The sequence below is a fragment of the Microlunatus parietis genome (genome assembly GCF_013407955.1).
In the GTDB taxonomy this organism is placed as follows: domain Bacteria; phylum Actinomycetota; class Actinomycetes; order Propionibacteriales; family Propionibacteriaceae; genus Microlunatus; species Microlunatus parietis.
This window is the reverse complement of record NZ_JACCBU010000001.1, coordinates 2,475,946-2,492,957: the sequence shown is the minus strand read 5'-3', so window position 1 is coordinate 2,492,957 and position 17,012 is coordinate 2,475,946. Positions and strand designations below refer to the sequence as shown.

Sequence of the window (17,012 nt, the reverse complement as noted above, 5' to 3'; positions counted from 1 at the left end):
TCAGGGTAACGCCGAGAGTCACGGCCACCGCGAGGCCTGCCCGAGGCGAGGTCGAGACAGCCGCGGATGATCAACAGCGGGCGCCCCGGATGTCGGTGCCAGGCCCGAGGCGATCAGGCCGGGTTGGGCGCGACGGGCTCCAGCCTGCCGGCGTCGGCAGCCGCTGTCGCCCGATGGGTCCGGCAGTCCGGCCGGGTGCCGCGGGCGTAGTGGATGGTCAGCAGGCACAGCCCGACGCCCCAGACGGCGAAGCTGCCGTACACCACGGCATACGCCCAGCCGGCGATCTCCGCATCGCCGATCTGCCGCAGCCCGAGCGCCGCCGGGATCAGGCCGATCACCGCTCCGATCACGCCGACCGGCACGAGCATGAACGAGCCGACGGTCCCGACGATGATCAAGCCGAGCCGGACCAGGCGCTGCCGGAGTCGCAGCCCCATCAGCACCGAGGCCACGATCGACAGCCCGGTCAGCGCGGCGGTGTCACCGAAGCCGGGCGAGGCGAACGACACGCTGTCGAAGCTGTGCCCGGGCAAGCCGATCCGCAGGCCCACCGCCCAGGCCAGCTTGAGCAGCCCGTACGGCAGCGCGCCGACCACGGCGACGGCGGCCAGGATCGGCACCCAGCGCGACCGGCCAGGCTGCACCGAAGCCTCGACCCGGCCGCAGGAGGGACACAGCCCGCGCGCGGCGCGCCAGCGGCCGAGCAGCCAGGCCCCGCCGAGGAAGGCGGCGATCGCAGTGACCAGGTGCGTGATCATGGTGATCACCGGAGGGTCGAGCACGAACGGCCCGCTCGCCTGGGTGACCAGGCCGATCGTCATGATGATCATCATCAAGCCGGTGTACGGGATCGCGGCGGCACTGCCGGCGGCCATGATCAGGAGCGCGACCAGGGTGGTGATCAACAGCGCCGGCCGGGTCCGCTCGCGGATCAGGAAGATCAACACCGCCGCCGCCAGGGCCCCCAGCGCGGCGACCGGCCGGGGCGCCATCGGCATCCCGGGCGCCGTCTCACCGAGGTCGAAGATCATCAAGACGACGAACCCGGCCGCGGCGAGCGCGCAGACCACTGCCGCGATCCGGCCGAGCCCGACCCGGGCAAGCAGAGCACTGGACATGACCCCAGCATCGCCCGGATCGGGCCGCCTCCGGTTCCCCCAGTTGGGGGAACCGGAGGCGGCCCGGCGGGTGAACCTCAGCCGGTGAAGTCCCCGTCGCCCAGCGGTACGGGTGCCGGTCGCTCCACCCGGGACTGGATCTCGACCCGCTGCCCGGACGCCGCGGAGGCGAGCAGCGACTCCATCACCTCGAGCACGTGGAAGGACAGCTTGCCGCCGGCCCGCGGCTCGGTGCCCTCCGGCGTGGCGACAAGGTCGGCGAGACCGTACCCGCGGCTGGCGTTGCGGTAGCCCGCCGAGACGTCGAGCGTCCGCCAGCCCTTGTCGGCCAGCCCGTGCAGTTCCACGTCGCCGTCGAACCGGTTCGGATCCGGTACGGTCAGCGACCCCAGCTCGCCGTGCACCTCGATCCGGGCCGCGTGGCTGGCCACCGAGTCGAAGCTCATCACCAGGGTCGAGAGGGCTCCGGACGAGTGCGTGAGCACGCCGGTCACGTGCGAGTCGACGGACACCTCGATCGTCTCGCCGGCCCGCGGGCCGCTGCCGATCACCCGGCTGTCCCGGGTCCGGCTGCCGGCCCCGATCACCGACGCGACGTCGCCGAGCAACGTGATCAACGAGGTCAGGTAGTACGGCCCCATGTCGAGCAGCGGCCCGCCGCCCGGCTGGTAGTAGAAGTCCGGGTTCGGGTGCCAGCGCTCATGGCCCGGCGTCACCATCGTCGCGGTCGCGGCGATCGGCGCCCCGATCAGGCCGGCGTCGATCGCGGCCCGGGCGGTCTGGGTGCCGGTGCCGAGCACCGTGTCCGGGGCGCTGCCGACCCGTACCCCGGCGGCGTCGGCGGCGGCCAGCACCCGGCGCGCCTCCTCGACGGTCGCGGTCAGCGGCTTCTCGCCGTACACGCTCTTCCCGGCGGCGATCGCGGCCTCGGCGATCTCGGCGTGCGCGGCCGGGATCGTCAGATTGAGCACTACGTCGACCTCGGGTGCCGCGAGCAGTTCGTCGACGCCGAGCGGCCGGGCTCCTGGATACGCGGTCGCGGCGGCCTTGGCCCGTTCCGGATCAAGATCAGCAACGGCGACCAGTTCGAGATTTCTCAACCGGGGCAGGGTTCCGAGGTACGCGCCGCTGATCGCGCCGCAGCCGATCAGGCCGACCCGGGCCCGGCGTTGCGGGCTCACCGGGCCGCCCACAACAGGCCGCGCTCGACGATCGTCTTCACCGACGGATGCTGCAGCACGTCGACGCTGTGACCCGGCGTCGCGACGAAGATCTTGCCCTCGCCCCAGTTCCGGGTCCAGATGGCCGGCGAGGTCACCTCGCGGTGCCACGGATCGCCGTCGCGGACCTTCTGCGTGGTGGTGGCCAGGACGTCGATGTAGTCGTCGGACAGCACCCAGTACTGCTCGGTGATCAGTTCGAAGTCCTCGATCCCGGCCACGATCGGATGGGTCGCGGTCTCGGGCTTGATGTTGATCACGTACGGCACGAAGTTGTTGGCCGGGTCGTCCGGCACGTGTTCCTCGGCGGGCTTCCCGGGATGGCAGGCGAACTGGCCGCCGACCAGGTGCAGGTAGTCGCTGCTGTTGCGGTACGAGTCCGCGATGCCGCCGTGCCAGCCGGCGAACCCGGTGCCGGCCTCGATCGCGCCGCGCAGGCCCTGGAGTTGATCACGCTCGATCGTGCTCATCGTCACGCACTGCATGATCAGATCGACGCCCGCAAGGTAGTCGGTGTCGGCATAGATCGCCGGCGAATCCTCGACCCGGACGGCGAAGCCGTTGTCGACCAGATGCGGAATGAAGAGGTCCGTCGCCTGGACCGGCGCATGCCCGTCCCAGCCGCCCCGGACCACCAGCGCGGTCCGTCTCCCTGTCGTGGTCATCGTCCCCCTTCACCTCCAACGCTCCGTACTGCAGCCTGAATCCTTTCAGACCGTACCCGGTGGCGGCAGCGCAGGTCCGGCTCACGGGACGGGCCCGCCGACGCAGGGGAGAATGACCGGGGTCGCCGCGAGTCAGGAGGGTCCGTTGTTCACGAAGCCGCTGGGAGACGATGCCGAGCTGAGCCCGCTGGAGCCGTGGCAGGCCGAGGAGCTGCTGGCTCACATGGATCGCGGGCGGGAGTTCATCGGCCGCTACATCGGGCTCGCCCATGCCGTCCACGATCTCGAGTCGGCCCGCTCCTTCCTGCGCTCGTACGCCGACAAGGCGCGGGACGACGCCGGGCGGATCTACGGCATCCGGGTCGACGGGACGCTGGTCGGCGGGGTGCTGTTCCGGGTGATGGACGTGCAGCAGGGCACGGCCGAGGCTGGCTGCTGGCTGGAGCCGTCCGCGGTGGGCCGCGGCCTGGTCACCCGGGCCTCGCGGATGATCATCGACTGGGCCATCCGGGATCGCAGCATCCACCGGGTGGAATGGATGGCGGCGGTCGGCAACACGGCCAGCATCGCCGTCGCGAAACGGCTCGGAATGGTCCGCGAGGGCGTACTGCGGCAGTGCTATCTGCATCCGGACGGTGAGCGACTCGACCTGGAGGTCTGGTCCGTCCTCGCTCCCGAATGGATCAATCACCAGTCGCCGCGCGAGCGGTGACGGAGCGGCTCAGGACTCGGGCGCGATGTACTCGCGCCGCAGGTCGGTCACCGCTGCGATGTGGTCGAAGTCGTGGTCGGCGGTCAGCACGGTCGCATCGTTCACGATGGCATAGCCGGCGATGAGGATGTCCAGGGAGCCGGCCGCGCGGACGAGCCTCGAGTTCCACAGGGCGCTCTGGATGTCGAGCACCAGTGACTCGTCGGGGGCGTGCTCCAGCGGAAATCCGAGGGAGATCTGCTCCCGGAAGCGCACGTGATCTTCGGGCGTCCGGGCGCTGTGGCAGAACTCCAGAACCTGCGGTGGGCAAGTCACGAAGAGGTCTGATGGTTCTGCTTCGAGGCGATGAGGCGGCGGAGTGCGAGGTCGAGGACCGCCCGGCTGGACCTCTCGCCGGTGAGCGCCCTTGCCGCTCGATCAGCCGGGGATCAAGGTCCACACTGGTCAAGGGCCAAACCGTCGTCGAAGATCTTGCGGTCCTGCCCGGACTCGAGGCGCGCGACCGGAGTGAGTTTCAGCCGGTCAGTCGCGGCGGAAATCCACAGCGGTCGTGTCGCGAGGTGAACGGGGCCGAATCCGCAACACGCTCTACTCGCGCCGTACCGGGCTCAGTCGCGCGTCGGGCGGCCGGTGAGCGCCGCGGCCAGGTCGAACAGGGTCTGGTCGGCGGTGTGGACCGCGGCTCCGTCGGCATCGGTGAGCCAGCGCAGCTCGCCCAGCACGCCGAGCCGGGCGAACGGCAGCAGCAACTCCTCGTCGGCGGGATCGAGCGGTCCGCCGGCCTCGAGGTAGTCCCGCCAGACCCGGCCGGGGTCCACGTCGAGGTCGGTGTAGGCGAGGTTGGCGACCTCCCAGACCAGGGGATCGACCCGAAGATCATCGGTGTCGATGATCGCGACCAGGCTGTCCTCCAGGTAGAGCTGGTTGCGCGGATTGAGGTCGCCGTGGATCGGTGCCCGGTCGGCGAGCCGCCCGGCTGTCGTCCAGCGGTCCAGTTGTTGATCAAGCTCCTCGATCGCCTGGTCGATCACGCTGACCGGCCCGAGAATGTCCGCCCCGCGGCCGAACCGTTCGATCACGGCGGACCGCGCCACGGTCCAGTCGGCCCAGCGCGGCTGTTCGTCGATCGAGGTGAACCCGGGCCGTTGCCGCAGGTCGAGCCCGAGCGAGACGCGGTGCATCGCCGCGACGACCGGGATCAACTCGCGGGTCCGGTCGGGACTGGCCATCGAGAGGCCGGAGAACCCTTTCACATAAGGGAAGATCGTCAACACGCGATCATCGACGACGGGTACGTCCTCGTGTTCGGCGGCGACCACGACCGGCGCGGCCTCGGCCCAGGCCCGGACCACCGGGAGTTCGTACGCCACCTGTTCGGGGGTTCGCTCGGACCGGCTGACCCGGAGCACCCGATCATGGTCGGAACACTCGATCTTCCAGCTCTGGTTGAGCAGCCCTTCGGCCAGCAGGCTCACCTGCGTCGCGGGCAGGCCGCGATCCTCGGCACAGAAGGCGAAGACCTCATCCGCGGTCAGCCAGAGTTCCTGCCAACCCCAGTCGGGCCCGTCGTAGTACTGCGTGCCGTCGGCCGAGAGTTCGGCTCGACGGGGATGCTCGGTCAGCGCTGCCCGATCGGTACGAACTGGCGGGTCCGGTGGCCGGTGTAGATCTGCTTCGGCCGGGCGATCTTCTGCTCCGGATCGGTGATCAACTCCGACCACTGGGCCAGCCAGCCGGAGGTGCGCGGGATCGCGAACAGCACGGTGAACATCTCCGGCGGGAACTCCAGCGCTTCATAGATCAGGCCGGAATAGAAGTCCACGTTGGGATAGAGCTTGCGGGAGACGAAGTATTCGTCCTCCAGCGCGATCTTCTCCAGTTCCTGGGCGATCTTGAGCAGCGGGTTGACCCCGGTCACCTCGAAGACGTCGTCGCAGGCCTTCTTGATGATCGTGGCCCTCGGATCGTAGTTCTTGTAGACCCGGTGGCCGAAGCCCATCAGTCGTTCCTTGCCCGCCTTCACACCCTCGATGAAGCCCGGGATGTTGTCGGTGGAGCCGATCCGGCGCAGCATCCGCAGCACCGCCTCGTTGGCGCCGCCGTGCAGCGGACCGTACAGCGCGGCGATGCCGGCGGCGACGGCCGAGTACGGATCGACCTCGGTCGAACCGACCGCGCGGACCGCGTTGGCGGAGGCGTTCTGCTCGTGATCGGCGTGCAGGATGAACAGCACCTCGAGGGCCTGGACCAGTCGCGGGTCCGCCTTGTACTCCGGCTCGCTCATCTTGAACAGCATGGCCAGGAAGTTCGCCGCATAGGAGAGGCCGTTGTCCGGGTAGACGTACGGCTTGCCCTGCTGATGCCGGAACGCGAACGCGCCGAGGGTCGGCATCTTGGCGATCATCCGGGTGATCTGCAGCTGCCGGTTCTCGGCGTCGTCGATCTGGACGGCCTCGGGATAGAACGTGGACAGGGCGCTCACGCCTGCCATCAGCATCGCCATCGGATGCGCGTCGTAACGGAAGCCCTGGATGAACTGCTTCAGGTTCTCGTGCACGAACGTGTGGTACGTGACCTCGTGCGTCCACTCGGCCAGCTGGTCGGTGGTCGGCAGCTCACCGTTCAGCAGCAGGTAGGCCACCTCGAGGTAGGTCGAGGACTCGGCGAGCTGCTCGATCGGGTAGCCGCGGTACTCCAGGATGCCGGCCTCACCGTCGATGTAGGTGATAGCGCTGCGACAGGAAGAGGTGTTGACGAATCCGGGGTCGTACGTCGCCAATCCGGGCTGTCCCTCGACGGCGATCTGTTTCAGGTCGGCGGCGCGGATGGTGCCGTCTGTGATCTCCAGCTCATACTCTTGGCCGGTGCGGTTGTCCCGTACGGTGAGCGACTCGGTCATGGCGACAACCTACGCGGGCGTAGCGGCGAGTGGCCAGCGGGGGACGGCGATGTGCGCTGGCTCACTCAGCCGCCTGCGGACGGCCGAAATCGGCCGTTTTGACCGGCATCGGAGCGGCCGGTAACCTTGACCGCTGTTGCGCCAATGCGCACTCACTTCCTTGCATCATGCACCGTCCGGGAGTCCGGGGGTGCCCGCAGGGGATTCCTTCAGCAGCACACCAGAGAGAGATTGGCAGGGCGAGGAGTGTCCACGTACAGTCCCAAACCGGGTGAGGTCACCCGTGAATGGCACGTCATCGACGCCGATGACCTCGTGCTGGGCAAGCTCGCCGTGACCGCGGCCACGCTGCTCCGGGGTAAGCACAAGCCGACGTTCGCGCCGCATGTCGACGGGGGTGACTTCGTCGTCGTCGTGAACGCGTCGAAGATCGCGCTCACCGGCAACAAGCGCGAGGACAAGATCAGTTACCGGCATTCCGGCCGGCCCGGTGGGCTCAAGTCCATCGCGTACGGAAAGCTGCTCGACACCGACCCGCGCAAGGCGGTGGAGCAGGCCGTGTGGGGCATGCTGCCGAAGAATCGGCTGTCCCGGAAGCTGATCAAGAAGCTCAAGGTGTACTCGGGACCGGAGCATCCGCACACGGCCCAGAAGCCGCAGCCGTTCCAGATCACCCAGATCAGCCAGTAAAGACTAAGGAAGCTCTTCGACGTGTCCGAAACTGTGACCGAGAACCTGGACGACGAGGTTCGCCCGTTTACCGAGGGCGACCGCGAGATCGCCTACCGCTCCGAGGCCAACCCGCAGGCCACCGGCCCGACCAGCCGGCCGGCCGTCGTGGCCGCCGGTGCTGCGACCGGTCGCCGCAAGGAGGCCATCGCCCGGATCCGGATCGTCCCGGGCACCGGCACCTGGAAGATCAACGGGCGCACCCTTGAGGAGTACTTCCCCAACAAGGTGCACCAGCAGATCGCCTCGGAGCCGTTCGGTACCGCCGGAGTCGAGGGCTCCTACGACGTGATCGCCCGGGTCCACGGTGGCGGCATCACCGGACAGGCCGGCGCGGTGCGGCTCGGCATTGCCCGCTCGCTGAACGCCGTCGACGCCGAGGCCAGCCGGTCCGCGCTGAAGAAGGCCGGCATGCTGACCCGGGACGCCCGGATCAAGGAACGCAAGAAGGCCGGCCTGAAGAAGGCCCGTAAGGCTCCTCAGTACAGCAAGCGCTGACGTCGTCCTCGCGATGGGGCGACTGTTCGGGACCGATGGAGTCCGTGGCCGGGCCAACGAGTTGCTGACCGCCGAACTGGCGCTCGACCTCTCGGTGGCCGCGGCCCACGTACTCGCGGAGAGCGGTGCCTTTGGTGGGCACCGCCCGTCCGCGGTCGTGGGCCGGGATCCGCGCGCGTCCGGCGAGTTCCTCGAAGCTGCGGTGGTGGCCGGGCTGGCCAGCGCCGGCGTCAACGTGCACCGGCTCGGCGTCCTGCCGACGCCGGGCGTGGCGTATCTGACCCGGTCCACCAAGGCCGACTTCGGCGTCATGCTGTCGGCCAGTCACAATCCGATGCCGGACAACGGCATCAAGTTCTTCGCGCGTGGCGGCGAGAAGCTGGACGACGCGGTCGAGGACCTGATCGAGGCCAGGCTGCGGGAGCCGTGGCCGCGGCCGACCGGGGCCGATGTCGGCCGGGTCTGGAACGACACCGCGCTGACGGATTCGTACGTCCGGCACCTGGTCCGGACCGTCGCACCGACCCGGTTCGACGGCATCACCGTGGTGCTCGACTGCGCCAACGGCGCCGCCCACCGGGCCGGCCCGGAGGCGTTCGAGGCGCTGGGCGCGAAGGTGATCCGGCTGCATGCGGAGCCGGACGGCATCAACATCAACGAGGCCTGTGGTTCCACCCACCCCGAGGACCTGCAGGCGGCCGTCGTCGAGCACGGTGCCGACCTCGGACTGGCCGTCGACGGTGACGCCGACCGCTGCCTCGCGGTGGACGCCGCCGGCCAGGTGGTCGACGGCGACCAGATCCTGGCCGTGCTCGCGCTGGCGCTGTCCGAGCAGGGCCGGCTGGCCGGCAACACCCTGGTCGCGACCGTGATGAGCAACCTCGGCCTGGTCCAGGCCATGCACTCCGCCGACATCACGGTGCAGCAGACCAAGGTCGGCGACCGCTACGTGCTGGAAGCGATGAAGGCCGGCGGGTACGTCCTCGGCGGCGAACAGTCCGGCCACGTCGTGCTGTCCGAGCACGCGACCACCGGCGACGGGATCCTGACCGGCCTGCACCTGGTCCGCCGGATGGCCACCTCCGGCCAGCCGCTGGCCAAGCTGGCCTCGGTGATGACCCGGCTGCCGCAGGTGCTGATCAACGTGCCCGGCGTGGACAAGACCCGCGCCGACTCCGACCCGATCCTGACCCGCGCCGTGGCCGATGCGACCGCCGAACTCGGCACCACCGGCCGGGTCCTGCTCCGCCCCTCCGGCACCGAGTCCCTGGTCCGCGTGATGGTCGAGGCCGAGACCGCCGACCGAGCCACCGCCGTGGCCGAACACCTGGCCGCCGTCGTCCGCACCACCCTCACCCTGACCTGACCCCCACCAAAACCGCCGACCAGTCAAATGATCGAGTGGCGAGTTGTCGACGTGATTCGGCGAAATTCGCGTCGATATCTCGCCACTCGAATGGACTCGGCGTGATCGGCGCTTGGAGCGGTCGCCTGCGGCTACTTGACGGCGATGAAGCCCTCGAAGCACAGGTTCTTGACCACGCTCACGATGCTGGTGAACCCGGCCTGGCTGAGCATCGCCAGGTTGTCGGAGGTCGTGATCGGTTGGAGTACGCCGAGCAGGCTCTCCTTCTTGTTCAGGATCTCCTCCGGCGACAGCCCCGAACGACGCTTCCAGCGGTAGTGGAGCGTGGTGATCAGGTCCTCGAGCCGGGCGTCCGGCGCGAGGACCTTGTCGCACATGAAGAAGGCCCCACCCGGTCGCAGGGCGTCGTGGACTCGGCGGGCGACCCGTGCCCGGGCGTCGATCGGGAGGAACTGCAGGGTGAGATGGGCGGCCACGAAGTCGCAGGTGTCGAGGGGATACCCGGTGATGTCGGCCTGGATGCACTCAACGTTGTCCAGGTCGCGGCAGTGCTGGATCGCGGCGGCGGTCATGGACGGCTCCCGGTCGATGCCGATCCAGCGCGCGGCGGCGTTGGCTTCGCTGTGGGTCGCCAGCTGGCGCAACAGCTGTCCGGTCGACGATCCGAGCTCGTACCCCAAACCCATCGGGCCGACGAAGCAGCTCGACAGGTCGCAGGCGATGACGTGGGCCTGCTCATACAGCGGCACCGAGTGGCGCACGTGGTCGACGAAGACCTTGGAGACCTCCCCGGCGAAGGTCCATGACCCCGTGTCGGCGGCGATCCCGTCCCCGACCGGCGGCCGGCCCGGGGCCTGGGCCGGGAGCGCCGATCGGGAGGGATACGGGGCTGTGTCGGTGGATACGAGCTCGCCGGTCATGCCTCGGCAGCCTTCCGGTAGACCGAGACATGGGACGAGCTGTGGGCCGTGAACGGCTGCCGGTCCCAGCCGCCCCAGCGGGATTCGAGTTCGAGTCCGGCCATGATCGCCATCAGGTCCAACTCCGCCGGCCAGGCGTAGCGTGACGCAGCGGGGCGCAGCTTCACCCCACCCTGGTCGTCGATGTCGAAGTGGCACATCACCATCTGCTGGGTCACCGGATTCGCGCTGGAGAAGAAGAGGGTCAGGGCGTGCGGCTTCACGGCCGTCGTCCAGGCCCGACCGTTCTCCATCGCCGCCGAGCCCGGATTCATCACCTCGATCACGAATCGGCCACCCTCGCGGAGATGCGCGGAGGCATTGGCGAAGCAGTTGACCTGGGCCTGCTGGGAGGTGAGCGCGAACAGGGCGTGGCTGGAGATGAAGACCAGTCCGAAGTCGCCCTCGACGCGGGTGGTCTCGAAGTCGCCTTCGACCAGTTCGATCACCTCGGCACCGGGTTTGCCGCGCAGCTGACCGAGCATGTCCGGCGACGAATCGACGCCCACCACCTTCAGCCCCTTCTCGACCAGCGGCAGGGCCAGCCGGCCGGTACCGATGCCCCATTCGAGGATCGTGGTGCCCTCGGCGAGGGCCGCGACGGTGTCGACGGTGGCCCCGGTGTTCGGGTTGTTGCCGAACTCCGCGTCCCACCGTTCGGACCAGAAGGGTCCGTAGCCGACCGAGTTGAGCGCTTCCGCGTGTCCCATGGGTTTGCCTTTCAAAGGTTGGTTCAGGCGTGTGGAAGAGGAAAGAGTTCGAGGTCCTGCTCGGCGAGGGGCTCACTGCGCCAGCCGAGAGCCACCGGCCCGTCCTGGAGCCGGCGGTTGCCGTGGAACGGGAACGCTGCCGGGAAATTGGAGACCAGGCCCGGCACCAGTACGCGGACGGCCCGGTGACCGCTCGGCGCGACGTCGGAGGTCGTGATGTCGACGACGAGAATCTCGTAGCCCCGTCGCTCGATCCGGTCGCGGTACGTGGCCAGGGTGCGGTCGGGCAGGCTCGGCACCTCGGCGATCGGAGCCCGCTCGCCGGCGAGCGTCCAGGCGCGGGCCCTATCGACGGCACGAACGTCGAGATAGAACTGCATCTGGCATTCCAGATCGCCGACGTCCCGGAAGTCGTCTCGGTAGTCGTCGAGGTAGCGGCGATCCCTCCGCCAGGGCTTCATGAAGTGCTGTGCCTTGACGCCCGCTCGGACCGCCTGCCAGTACCGGCCCTGAGGATTGTCGAGGTCGCGGGAGATCTCCTGCAGGGTCAGCGCCTCGGCCCAGGCCTTCGCTGCCGCGGCTTCGGCGGTCTCGCGGGCGCCGAAGCCGATCGCCAAGCGGTTCTCGGCATCCTCCACGACCCCGGCGACGACGGGGATGCCGAACTCGTTCTGCAGCTCCACCAGCCAGTACTGCTGGCCGTGTTCGGGGTTGACCCCGTCGAACAGCCCGTGCAGCCGCCGGGAGGGCTCGAGCAGCGGCAACGGCTGCCGGTTGGCCCACCACATCATGGTCGCGTCGCGCTCGACGATCTCCTCGAGGCCGGACCGGATCGCGTCGTCCAGCGACGTTCCGGCGGCAAGGCCGGCATAGAACGGATAGTTCGTCCTCGGTTCGTCGACGAAGGGCCCGACGTACCAATTGACGTAGACCGTGCTGGCCGGGACGAGGATCGGCCGATCCTCGGTGAGCGAATGCCCGGAAACCCAGTAGACCGGCAGATCCGGAGTGAACTCCACGAACGGGAAGCCGGGCGTGGCGTGCTGCCGGTCCGAGTACAGGACCAGGCGTGCCGGGTCCAGGGCGTGCTCGCCGCGGGCGGTCAGTTCGGCATAGCTGGCCTGCACCAGCTGGTCCCTGTCGATCACATTGCCGCAGTAACGCTCCACGCTCTCGCCGATGGCCGACCCGCGGGCCGCCTGCTCGTCGCCGAAGACGCTGCCGCCGCAGACGGTGTTGGGCGCCCACGGCAGCACCCGCCCCATGTCGGTGACCTCGGCCTGGACGGTCTTCAGGTCCCGCGGGATCGACGGGTGGTGGGTGATCGTCCGCAGGTTGGTGACTATGCCGGTGCGGTCGTCGAGGAGCAGGTCGATGCCGCTGAGCCGGTCGTTGCGGTACGGGACGGTCGCCCGCCCGGGCACCGGGAGGACCGGGTGCGGAGTCACGGTCGGCCGGTGCGGGTCGAGCTCGAGCTCGTTGCCGACCAGGGAGCTGTCCCGGCCGGCGGCCCACCGCCGCGCCTCGGCCAGGAACACGGCCACCATCCAGGTCACGGCGTCGGAGTCCGGAGGCCGCAGCGGCCCGAGCACCGGGGCACTGAGCAGCGCTTCACCGAGTTCGCGGCGCTGGGTCGCACAACGGCGTCGCGTCAAGACGTCCGGGTACGTCAGCGACGATCCCGGACCGAGCGCCGGGCCGGCCCAGCCACGACGAAGATCGATATGGAACGGCGCCCAGGACAGGTTCGTGTCGGCGCACGACCGATCCAGCGAGGCCAGCCGCTCGGCGTCGAACTGGTCCAGCAAGATCACCACCGGACCCGCGGTGCTGCCCAGCGCCGCGGGCCAGCCGGAGCACGAGTCCGCCAGCGGTGCCACCGACTCGTCCTCGTTGATCAGCCGGGTCGCGATCGGAGCCAGCATCGGATCGGCCAGTACGGTGAGCGTCGCGGTCGCCCCGGAGTCCTCGTTCGCCGGAACGATGCCGCCGGAGTCGCGCAGGACCGCGGCGAGCTCCGGCCACGGCGGGTCGTCCGGGGCGGCGAGGAAGGCCTCGATGGCGGCGCGAAGTTCAGCCGGCGACCGATCCACTTCGAAACGTCGGCCGGTCGCGGTGATCAGCAACGATCCCGAGTCGCCGAGCGGACGCAGGTCGACGTCGAGCTCGGCCGGCCGGGCGGCCGCTCCGGTTGGGCGCGCCGTCATGGAGGTCTCCTTCGGTCGGGTTCTCGGCGATGCATGGGTTCCGGTTCGGTGGGCCGTGGGGCCGCCCGGGTGCGCGGGCGACCCCACGGATTCATCAGTTCCAACCGAAAACGGCAGCCTGAACCGCGTGGTTGTGCGGCGCCAGCGTCTGCTCGCGCTCCTCCTTGATCTCGGTGATCATGTGTTTCACCTCCTTCCGGGTGTCGGGGTCGAGAGGATCCCGGGGCGCCGCCCTTCGGCGGCGAGTTGGGTCCCCATCACCGCGGTGTAGGTACCGTCCACGGCGGTGAGCTCCTCGTGAGTGCCGAGCTGGACGATCCGACCCGCCTTGATGACGGCGATGCGGTCGGCGGAACGGATCGTGGAAAGCCGGTGCGCGATGATCAGGGTCGTACGCCCGGCCCGGACCCGTTCCATCGCCGACTGCAGTTCACGTTCGCTGCGGGCATCGAGATTCGACGAGGGCTCGTCCATGATCAGAACGGGCGCGTCGCGCAGCAGCGCCCGGGCGATGGCGATCCGTTGCCGTTGGCCGCCGGAGAGTGCGGCGCCCCACTCACCGACCACCGTGTCGTAGCCGTCGGGCAAGTCCGCGATGAACTCGTCGGCGAGTGCCCCGGCAGCTGCGGCCCTGATCTGCGCCGCAGAGGCGTCCGGGCGAGCCAGGGCGATGTTGTCGGCCACACTGGCGTTCAGCAGGTACACGTCCTGCGGCACCACCGTGATCGTCTGGCGGAGTGCTTCCTCGGTCAGGTCGCCGAGGGCGACGCCGCCGATGGTGATCCGGCCCTCGTCGAGGTCGAAGTAGCGCAGGATCGCCTTGATCAGCGTCGATTTGCCGGCGCCCGACGGGCCGACCAGGGCGACGGTCTCGCCCGGCCGCACGGTGAGCGTTGCTCCGTCCAGGGCCGGGGCGGCGTCCGGCGCGTACCGATAGCGGGCGGCCTGGACGGCGATCTCGGGGTCGGCCCCGGCCGGCAGCGCTCGCGACCCCGGGCCCGAGACCAACGAGGGGGCGTCGAGGACGGCCGTGACTCGCGCCAGCGCCGCGGAAACCACGCCCAGCTCGCGCGCGGCGTCGCCGAACTTGGCGATCGGCGCAAGCGCCGCGCCGGCCAGGACGACGGCGGCCGGGTACAGCGCGGCGGACAGGTGCCCGCCGGCGACCAGGTAGGAAGCCACCGCGAGTACCGCGATGGTGCCGATCGCGACCAGCCCGTCGGTGAGGACCTTCGTCGTGCCCATCCGGAGCGCCTGCGACCGCTGGGCCCGCTGCAGCCGGCGGGTCCGTCGGTCGAGCCGGTCGAGGAAGTAGCCCTCGCGGCCGAAGCTCACCACCTCGCGCACCCCCTGGATGCCGTCGATCGCCTCGGCGTTCGCGATTCCCAGGTCCTCCCGTACGACGGCCCCCTGCGCTTCCGCCCGCCGGCGGGACCAGGTCGGAATCGAGGCGGTCAGCAGCGCGACTGGCAGCAGGGTCAGCGTCAGTGCGGGGTGGATCCATGCCAGCGCGATCAGCGATCCGGTCGGCATCACGACAGCCACCACCAGGGGCCCGACCGTGTGGGCGAAGAAGACTTCGAGCCGCTCGACATCGTCCATCGCGGTGGACGCGAGATCACCGGAACGCCGGCCACGCAACAGTTCCGGCGCGAGCCGGTCGAAGGCCCCGGCCAACGCCTTGCGGGTTCCCATCAGGATCCGGAACGCCAGGTCGTGCGCGAGGTAGGACTCCAGCCAGGCGGTCAGGGCCCGCGGCAGGACGAGGAGGAGCAGCACGACGAGCCCGGGGCGCAGTTCGGTCAACGAAGCGCCGGTGATCACCGAACCCACCAGCCAAGCCCCCACCGCGGCACTGGTGATGGCGAGTGCCTGATCCAGGATGCCGAATCCGAGCATCCCCGCGACCTGGCGCCGGTACGGAGCGGCGAGCCGCAACAGCGGACGAAGCGAGGTCATCGCGGCACTCGCTCCGCCGTCGCGGCGTGGGCGTCGAACGGCCCGGCGTCGAACCGCTGGGCCTCCAGCAGGCTCGCGTAGCTGCCGCCGCGCGCGACCAGCTCATCGTGCGAACCCGACTCGACGACCGAGCCGTTGTCGAGCACGATGATCGAATCCGCCCACCGGACGGTCGACAGCCGGTGGGCCACCACGAGGGTGGTACGGCCTCGGGCCAAGGTGTCGAGTGCGCTCTGCACGCCGGCTTCGGTCGCCGAGTCCAGGCTCGAGGTCGCCTCGTCGAGCAGCAGGACCGGTGCCTCGGTGAGGACCGCACGGGCGATGGCGATCCGCTGCCGTTCGCCGCCGGACAGGGTCGAGCCGCGCTCTCCGATGATCGAGTCGTAGCCGTCCGGCAGCCTGGCCAGCAGGTCGGTCGCGCCGGCCGTGTGCAGGGCCGCGTCGAGGCGGCCGGCGCCGGCATCGGGGCGGCCGAGGAGAAGGTTGTCCCGGAGCGTGCCGTGGAAGAGGTAGGTGTCCTGGGCGACGACGGCGATCCGGCTTCGCAGGTACGCCGGCGACAGTTCGCGGAGGTCGACGCCGCCGAGCGTCAGGGTCCCGCTGTCGGGGTCCAGGAATCGCTGGATCAGTGACACCACGGTGCTCTTGCCGGCGCCGGACCGGCCGACGATGGCGACCGTATGGCCCTCGGGCACCGTCAGGCTCACGTCCCGCAGGACGGGGAGGTGCGGCCGGTAGCCGAAGGTGACCCGACGCAGCTCGATGGCCTCGCCCCGAACCCGCCGCCCCGCCGCCGCGGCCAGCTCCGGGTCCGGTGCCTTCACGGTCGGCTGTTCGGCCAGGAAACCCTGGATCGCGCGGCCCGCCGCCACCGCGGGATAGGCCGAGTGGTACGCCTTCTGCAGTTCCTCGAGGGGACGGAACGCCTCCCTGGCCAGGAGGAGGACGAGCAGCAGCCCGAAGGCGGACAGCGCCCCGTCCGCCACCCGCACCACTCCGACCGCGATCGCCACGGCCGCCCCTCCGCTGGACAGCAGGCCCATCGCGCCGGTCCGCAGGTTCGCGACGGCCACGAAGCTCAGCGACGCACGGTAGAAGTGCCAGGATCGTTGCGCGAGCGCGGCTCGTCGCGGCGCGGCCGCACCGAACAGCTTCAGGGTGGTCATGGCCTGAAGCAGGTCGAGATGGTCGGCACCGAGGCGACGCCACTCGGCCCAGTACCCGCTGGACCGCTCGGCCTGGAGCCGGCGGGCGAGCAGCGGCGTCGTCGCGATCGCCAGCGCCGCGGCGGTGAGGATCACCCCGACGACCGGATCGATCATCGTCAGCCCCAGCAGAATCGCGGCCGCGCCCAGCACCGACACCAACAACTGGGAGACGAACTTGCTGAAGTACGCCTCCAGGCGCTCGATGCCGTCGATCACCATGGTCTGCACCGCGCCGGCCCGGGCGCCGGTCGTGTAACCGGGCCCCAGCGCGAACAACACCGCGAAAGCCCGCCGCCGCAGCGCGGCCTTGATCCGCGCGGCCGCGGTGACCCCGACCGATTCGCGGAGCCAGGTCACGCCGGCCCGGATGATCACCATCGCGACGGCGGTCAGCAGCAGTCCGAGGACGTCGGCCCATGCGCCGCCCTGCAGGATGCGGAGGAGTGCGAGCGCGAACGCGATCCCCTGGCCGACGTAGGTCGCGGTGATGATCAAGCTCAGGCCGGTGCTCAGGACGATCCACCGGCGCGCGCCGGTGGCGAGCCGCAGCATCGCCGAAACGGTGGGCGGTTCCGTACCCATCGCCACCTCGTTCCGCCGAGTGAATCCCGTAATGATAATGAAAGTCATTCTCAAGAGAGGACCGTAGGCGTCCGGGCTGCTGTGCCGCAATCCCCTGGTGGGGAATGTCCTGCGGATGGCGATGGGGTCTTGTGCACCACCCTGGCGCCACTTATGGTGACCCTGCATTGACAATCA

15 protein-coding genes are annotated in these 17,012 nt (G+C 69.7%); 4 read left to right on the top strand and 11 right to left on the bottom strand.

Going from position 1 to position 17,012, the window contains the following annotated elements; all coding sequences use genetic code 11:
• Positions 1-113: 113 nt before the first annotated feature.
• From BKA15_RS11825 to BKA15_RS11815, 3 genes are all read right to left on the bottom strand, one after another.
• Positions 114-1,121: a hypothetical protein gene (locus BKA15_RS11825; RefSeq protein WP_179750980.1), complete on the bottom strand. Its 1,008-nt coding sequence runs from the start codon at positions 1,119-1,121 to the stop codon at positions 114-116.
• Positions 1,122-1,198: 77 nt separating this feature from the next.
• The gene (locus BKA15_RS11820) at positions 1,199-2,302 is read right to left on the bottom strand and encodes a Gfo/Idh/MocA family protein (protein ID WP_312878971.1); all 1,104 of its coding nucleotides are present in this window, start codon (positions 2,300-2,302) and stop codon (positions 1,199-1,201) included.
• On the bottom strand, positions 2,299-3,006 hold the full coding sequence (locus BKA15_RS11815; protein WP_179750976.1) for a ThuA domain-containing protein: 708 nt from the start codon (positions 3,004-3,006) through the stop codon (positions 2,299-2,301). The genes BKA15_RS11820 and BKA15_RS11815 overlap by 4 nt, the downstream gene beginning before the upstream one ends.
• A 112-nt stretch (positions 3,007-3,118) precedes the next feature.
• Here BKA15_RS11815 and BKA15_RS11810 point away from each other — a divergent pair, with 112 nt between their 5' ends.
• Positions 3,119-3,718 carry a GNAT family N-acetyltransferase gene (locus tag BKA15_RS11810; RefSeq protein ID WP_246322325.1) on the top strand — a complete coding sequence of 200 codons (600 nt, stop codon included), beginning with the start codon at positions 3,119-3,121 and terminating at the stop codon, positions 3,716-3,718.
• Between the two features lie 9 nt (positions 3,719-3,727).
• On the opposite strand, the gene BKA15_RS11805 is transcribed toward BKA15_RS11810, so the two are convergent.
• From BKA15_RS11805 to BKA15_RS11795, 3 genes are all read right to left on the bottom strand, one after another.
• On the bottom strand, positions 3,728-4,033 hold the full coding sequence (locus BKA15_RS11805; RefSeq protein ID WP_179750974.1) for a PIN domain-containing protein: 306 nt from the start codon (positions 4,031-4,033) through the stop codon (positions 3,728-3,730).
• 293 nt (positions 4,034-4,326) lie between these two features.
• A complete protein-coding gene (locus BKA15_RS11800) occupies positions 4,327-5,193 on the bottom strand; it encodes a phosphotransferase enzyme family protein (RefSeq protein WP_179750972.1) in 867 nt (288 codons plus the stop codon).
• A 143-nt stretch (positions 5,194-5,336) separates the two neighbouring features.
• Entirely contained in the window at positions 5,337-6,617 is a 1,281-nt protein-coding gene (locus BKA15_RS11795; RefSeq protein WP_179750970.1) for a citrate synthase, read from the bottom strand.
• A gap of 246 nt (positions 6,618-6,863) precedes the next feature.
• Between BKA15_RS11795 and rplM the strand changes: the two genes are divergently transcribed.
• Genes rplM through glmM form a run of 3 tightly spaced genes read left to right on the top strand, consistent with a single transcriptional unit; the run spans position 6,864 to position 9,210 of the window.
• A complete protein-coding gene (gene rplM, locus BKA15_RS11790) occupies positions 6,864-7,307 on the top strand; it encodes a 50S ribosomal protein L13 (RefSeq protein ID WP_179750960.1) in 444 nt (147 codons plus the stop codon).
• Between the two features lie 21 nt (positions 7,308-7,328).
• Complete coding sequence (gene rpsI, locus BKA15_RS11785) at positions 7,329-7,844, top strand: 30S ribosomal protein S9 (protein WP_179750958.1); 516 nt, start codon at positions 7,329-7,331, stop codon at positions 7,842-7,844.
• Positions 7,845-7,857: 13 nt separating this feature from the next.
• On the top strand, positions 7,858-9,210 hold the full coding sequence (gene glmM / locus BKA15_RS11780) for a phosphoglucosamine mutase (RefSeq protein WP_179750956.1): 1,353 nt from the start codon (positions 7,858-7,860) through the stop codon (positions 9,208-9,210).
• Between the two features lie 131 nt (positions 9,211-9,341).
• On the opposite strand, the gene BKA15_RS11775 is transcribed toward glmM, so the two are convergent.
• The 5 genes from BKA15_RS11775 to BKA15_RS11755 form a co-directional block, all read right to left on the bottom strand.
• Positions 9,342-10,130 carry a methyltransferase domain-containing protein gene (locus BKA15_RS11775; RefSeq protein WP_179750954.1) on the bottom strand — a complete coding sequence of 263 codons (789 nt, stop codon included), beginning with the start codon at positions 10,128-10,130 and terminating at the stop codon, positions 9,342-9,344.
• The gene (locus BKA15_RS11770) at positions 10,127-10,879 is read right to left on the bottom strand and encodes a class I SAM-dependent methyltransferase (RefSeq protein WP_179750952.1); all 753 of its coding nucleotides are present in this window, start codon (positions 10,877-10,879) and stop codon (positions 10,127-10,129) included. Before BKA15_RS11770 ends, BKA15_RS11775 begins: the two co-directional genes overlap by 4 nt.
• Positions 10,880-10,902: 23 nt before the next feature.
• Positions 10,903-13,086 (bottom strand): SagD/YcaO family ATP-dependent cyclodehydratase, encoded by a 2,184-nt coding sequence (locus tag BKA15_RS11765; protein ID WP_179750950.1) that lies wholly within the window; start codon positions 13,084-13,086, stop codon positions 10,903-10,905.
• A gap of 186 nt (positions 13,087-13,272) precedes the next feature.
• On the bottom strand, positions 13,273-15,045 hold the full coding sequence (locus tag BKA15_RS11760) for an ABC transporter ATP-binding protein (protein ID WP_179750948.1): 1,773 nt from the start codon (positions 15,043-15,045) through the stop codon (positions 13,273-13,275).
• Positions 15,042-16,835: an ABC transporter ATP-binding protein/permease gene (locus BKA15_RS11755; RefSeq protein ID WP_179750947.1), complete on the bottom strand. Its 1,794-nt coding sequence runs from the start codon at positions 16,833-16,835 to the stop codon at positions 15,042-15,044. The genes BKA15_RS11760 and BKA15_RS11755 overlap by 4 nt, the downstream gene beginning before the upstream one ends.
• Positions 16,836-17,012 lie beyond the last annotated feature (177 nt).

What these genes read in the sequence shown, in the direction of transcription:
- BKA15_RS11825 (WP_179750980.1), bottom strand. Translation starts at nt 1,121, where the DNA reads ATGTCCAGTGCTCTGCTTGCCCGGGTCGGGCTCGGCCGGATCGCGGCA.
- BKA15_RS11815 (WP_179750976.1), bottom strand. Translation starts at nt 3,006, where the DNA reads ATGACCACGACAGGGAGACGGACCGCGCTGGTGGTCCGGGGCGGCTGG.
- BKA15_RS11810 (WP_246322325.1), top strand. Translation starts at nt 3,119, where the DNA reads ATGACCGGGGTCGCCGCGAGTCAGGAGGGTCCGTTGTTCACGAAGCCG.
- BKA15_RS11795 (WP_179750970.1), bottom strand. Translation starts at nt 6,617, where the DNA reads ATGACCGAGTCGCTCACCGTACGGGACAACCGCACCGGCCAAGAGTAT.
- glmM (WP_179750956.1), top strand. Translation starts at nt 7,858, where the DNA reads ATGGGGCGACTGTTCGGGACCGATGGAGTCCGTGGCCGGGCCAACGAG.
- BKA15_RS11775 (WP_179750954.1), bottom strand. Translation starts at nt 10,130, where the DNA reads ATGACCGGCGAGCTCGTATCCACCGACACAGCCCCGTATCCCTCCCGA.
- BKA15_RS11770 (WP_179750952.1), bottom strand. Translation starts at nt 10,879, where the DNA reads ATGGGACACGCGGAAGCGCTCAACTCGGTCGGCTACGGACCCTTCTGG.
- BKA15_RS11765 (WP_179750950.1), bottom strand. Translation starts at nt 13,086, where the DNA reads ATGACGGCGCGCCCAACCGGAGCGGCCGCCCGGCCGGCCGAGCTCGAC.
- BKA15_RS11760 (WP_179750948.1), bottom strand. Translation starts at nt 15,045, where the DNA reads ATGACCTCGCTTCGTCCGCTGTTGCGGCTCGCCGCTCCGTACCGGCGC.
- BKA15_RS11755 (WP_179750947.1), bottom strand. Translation starts at nt 16,835, where the DNA reads ATGGGTACGGAACCGCCCACCGTTTCGGCGATGCTGCGGCTCGCCACC.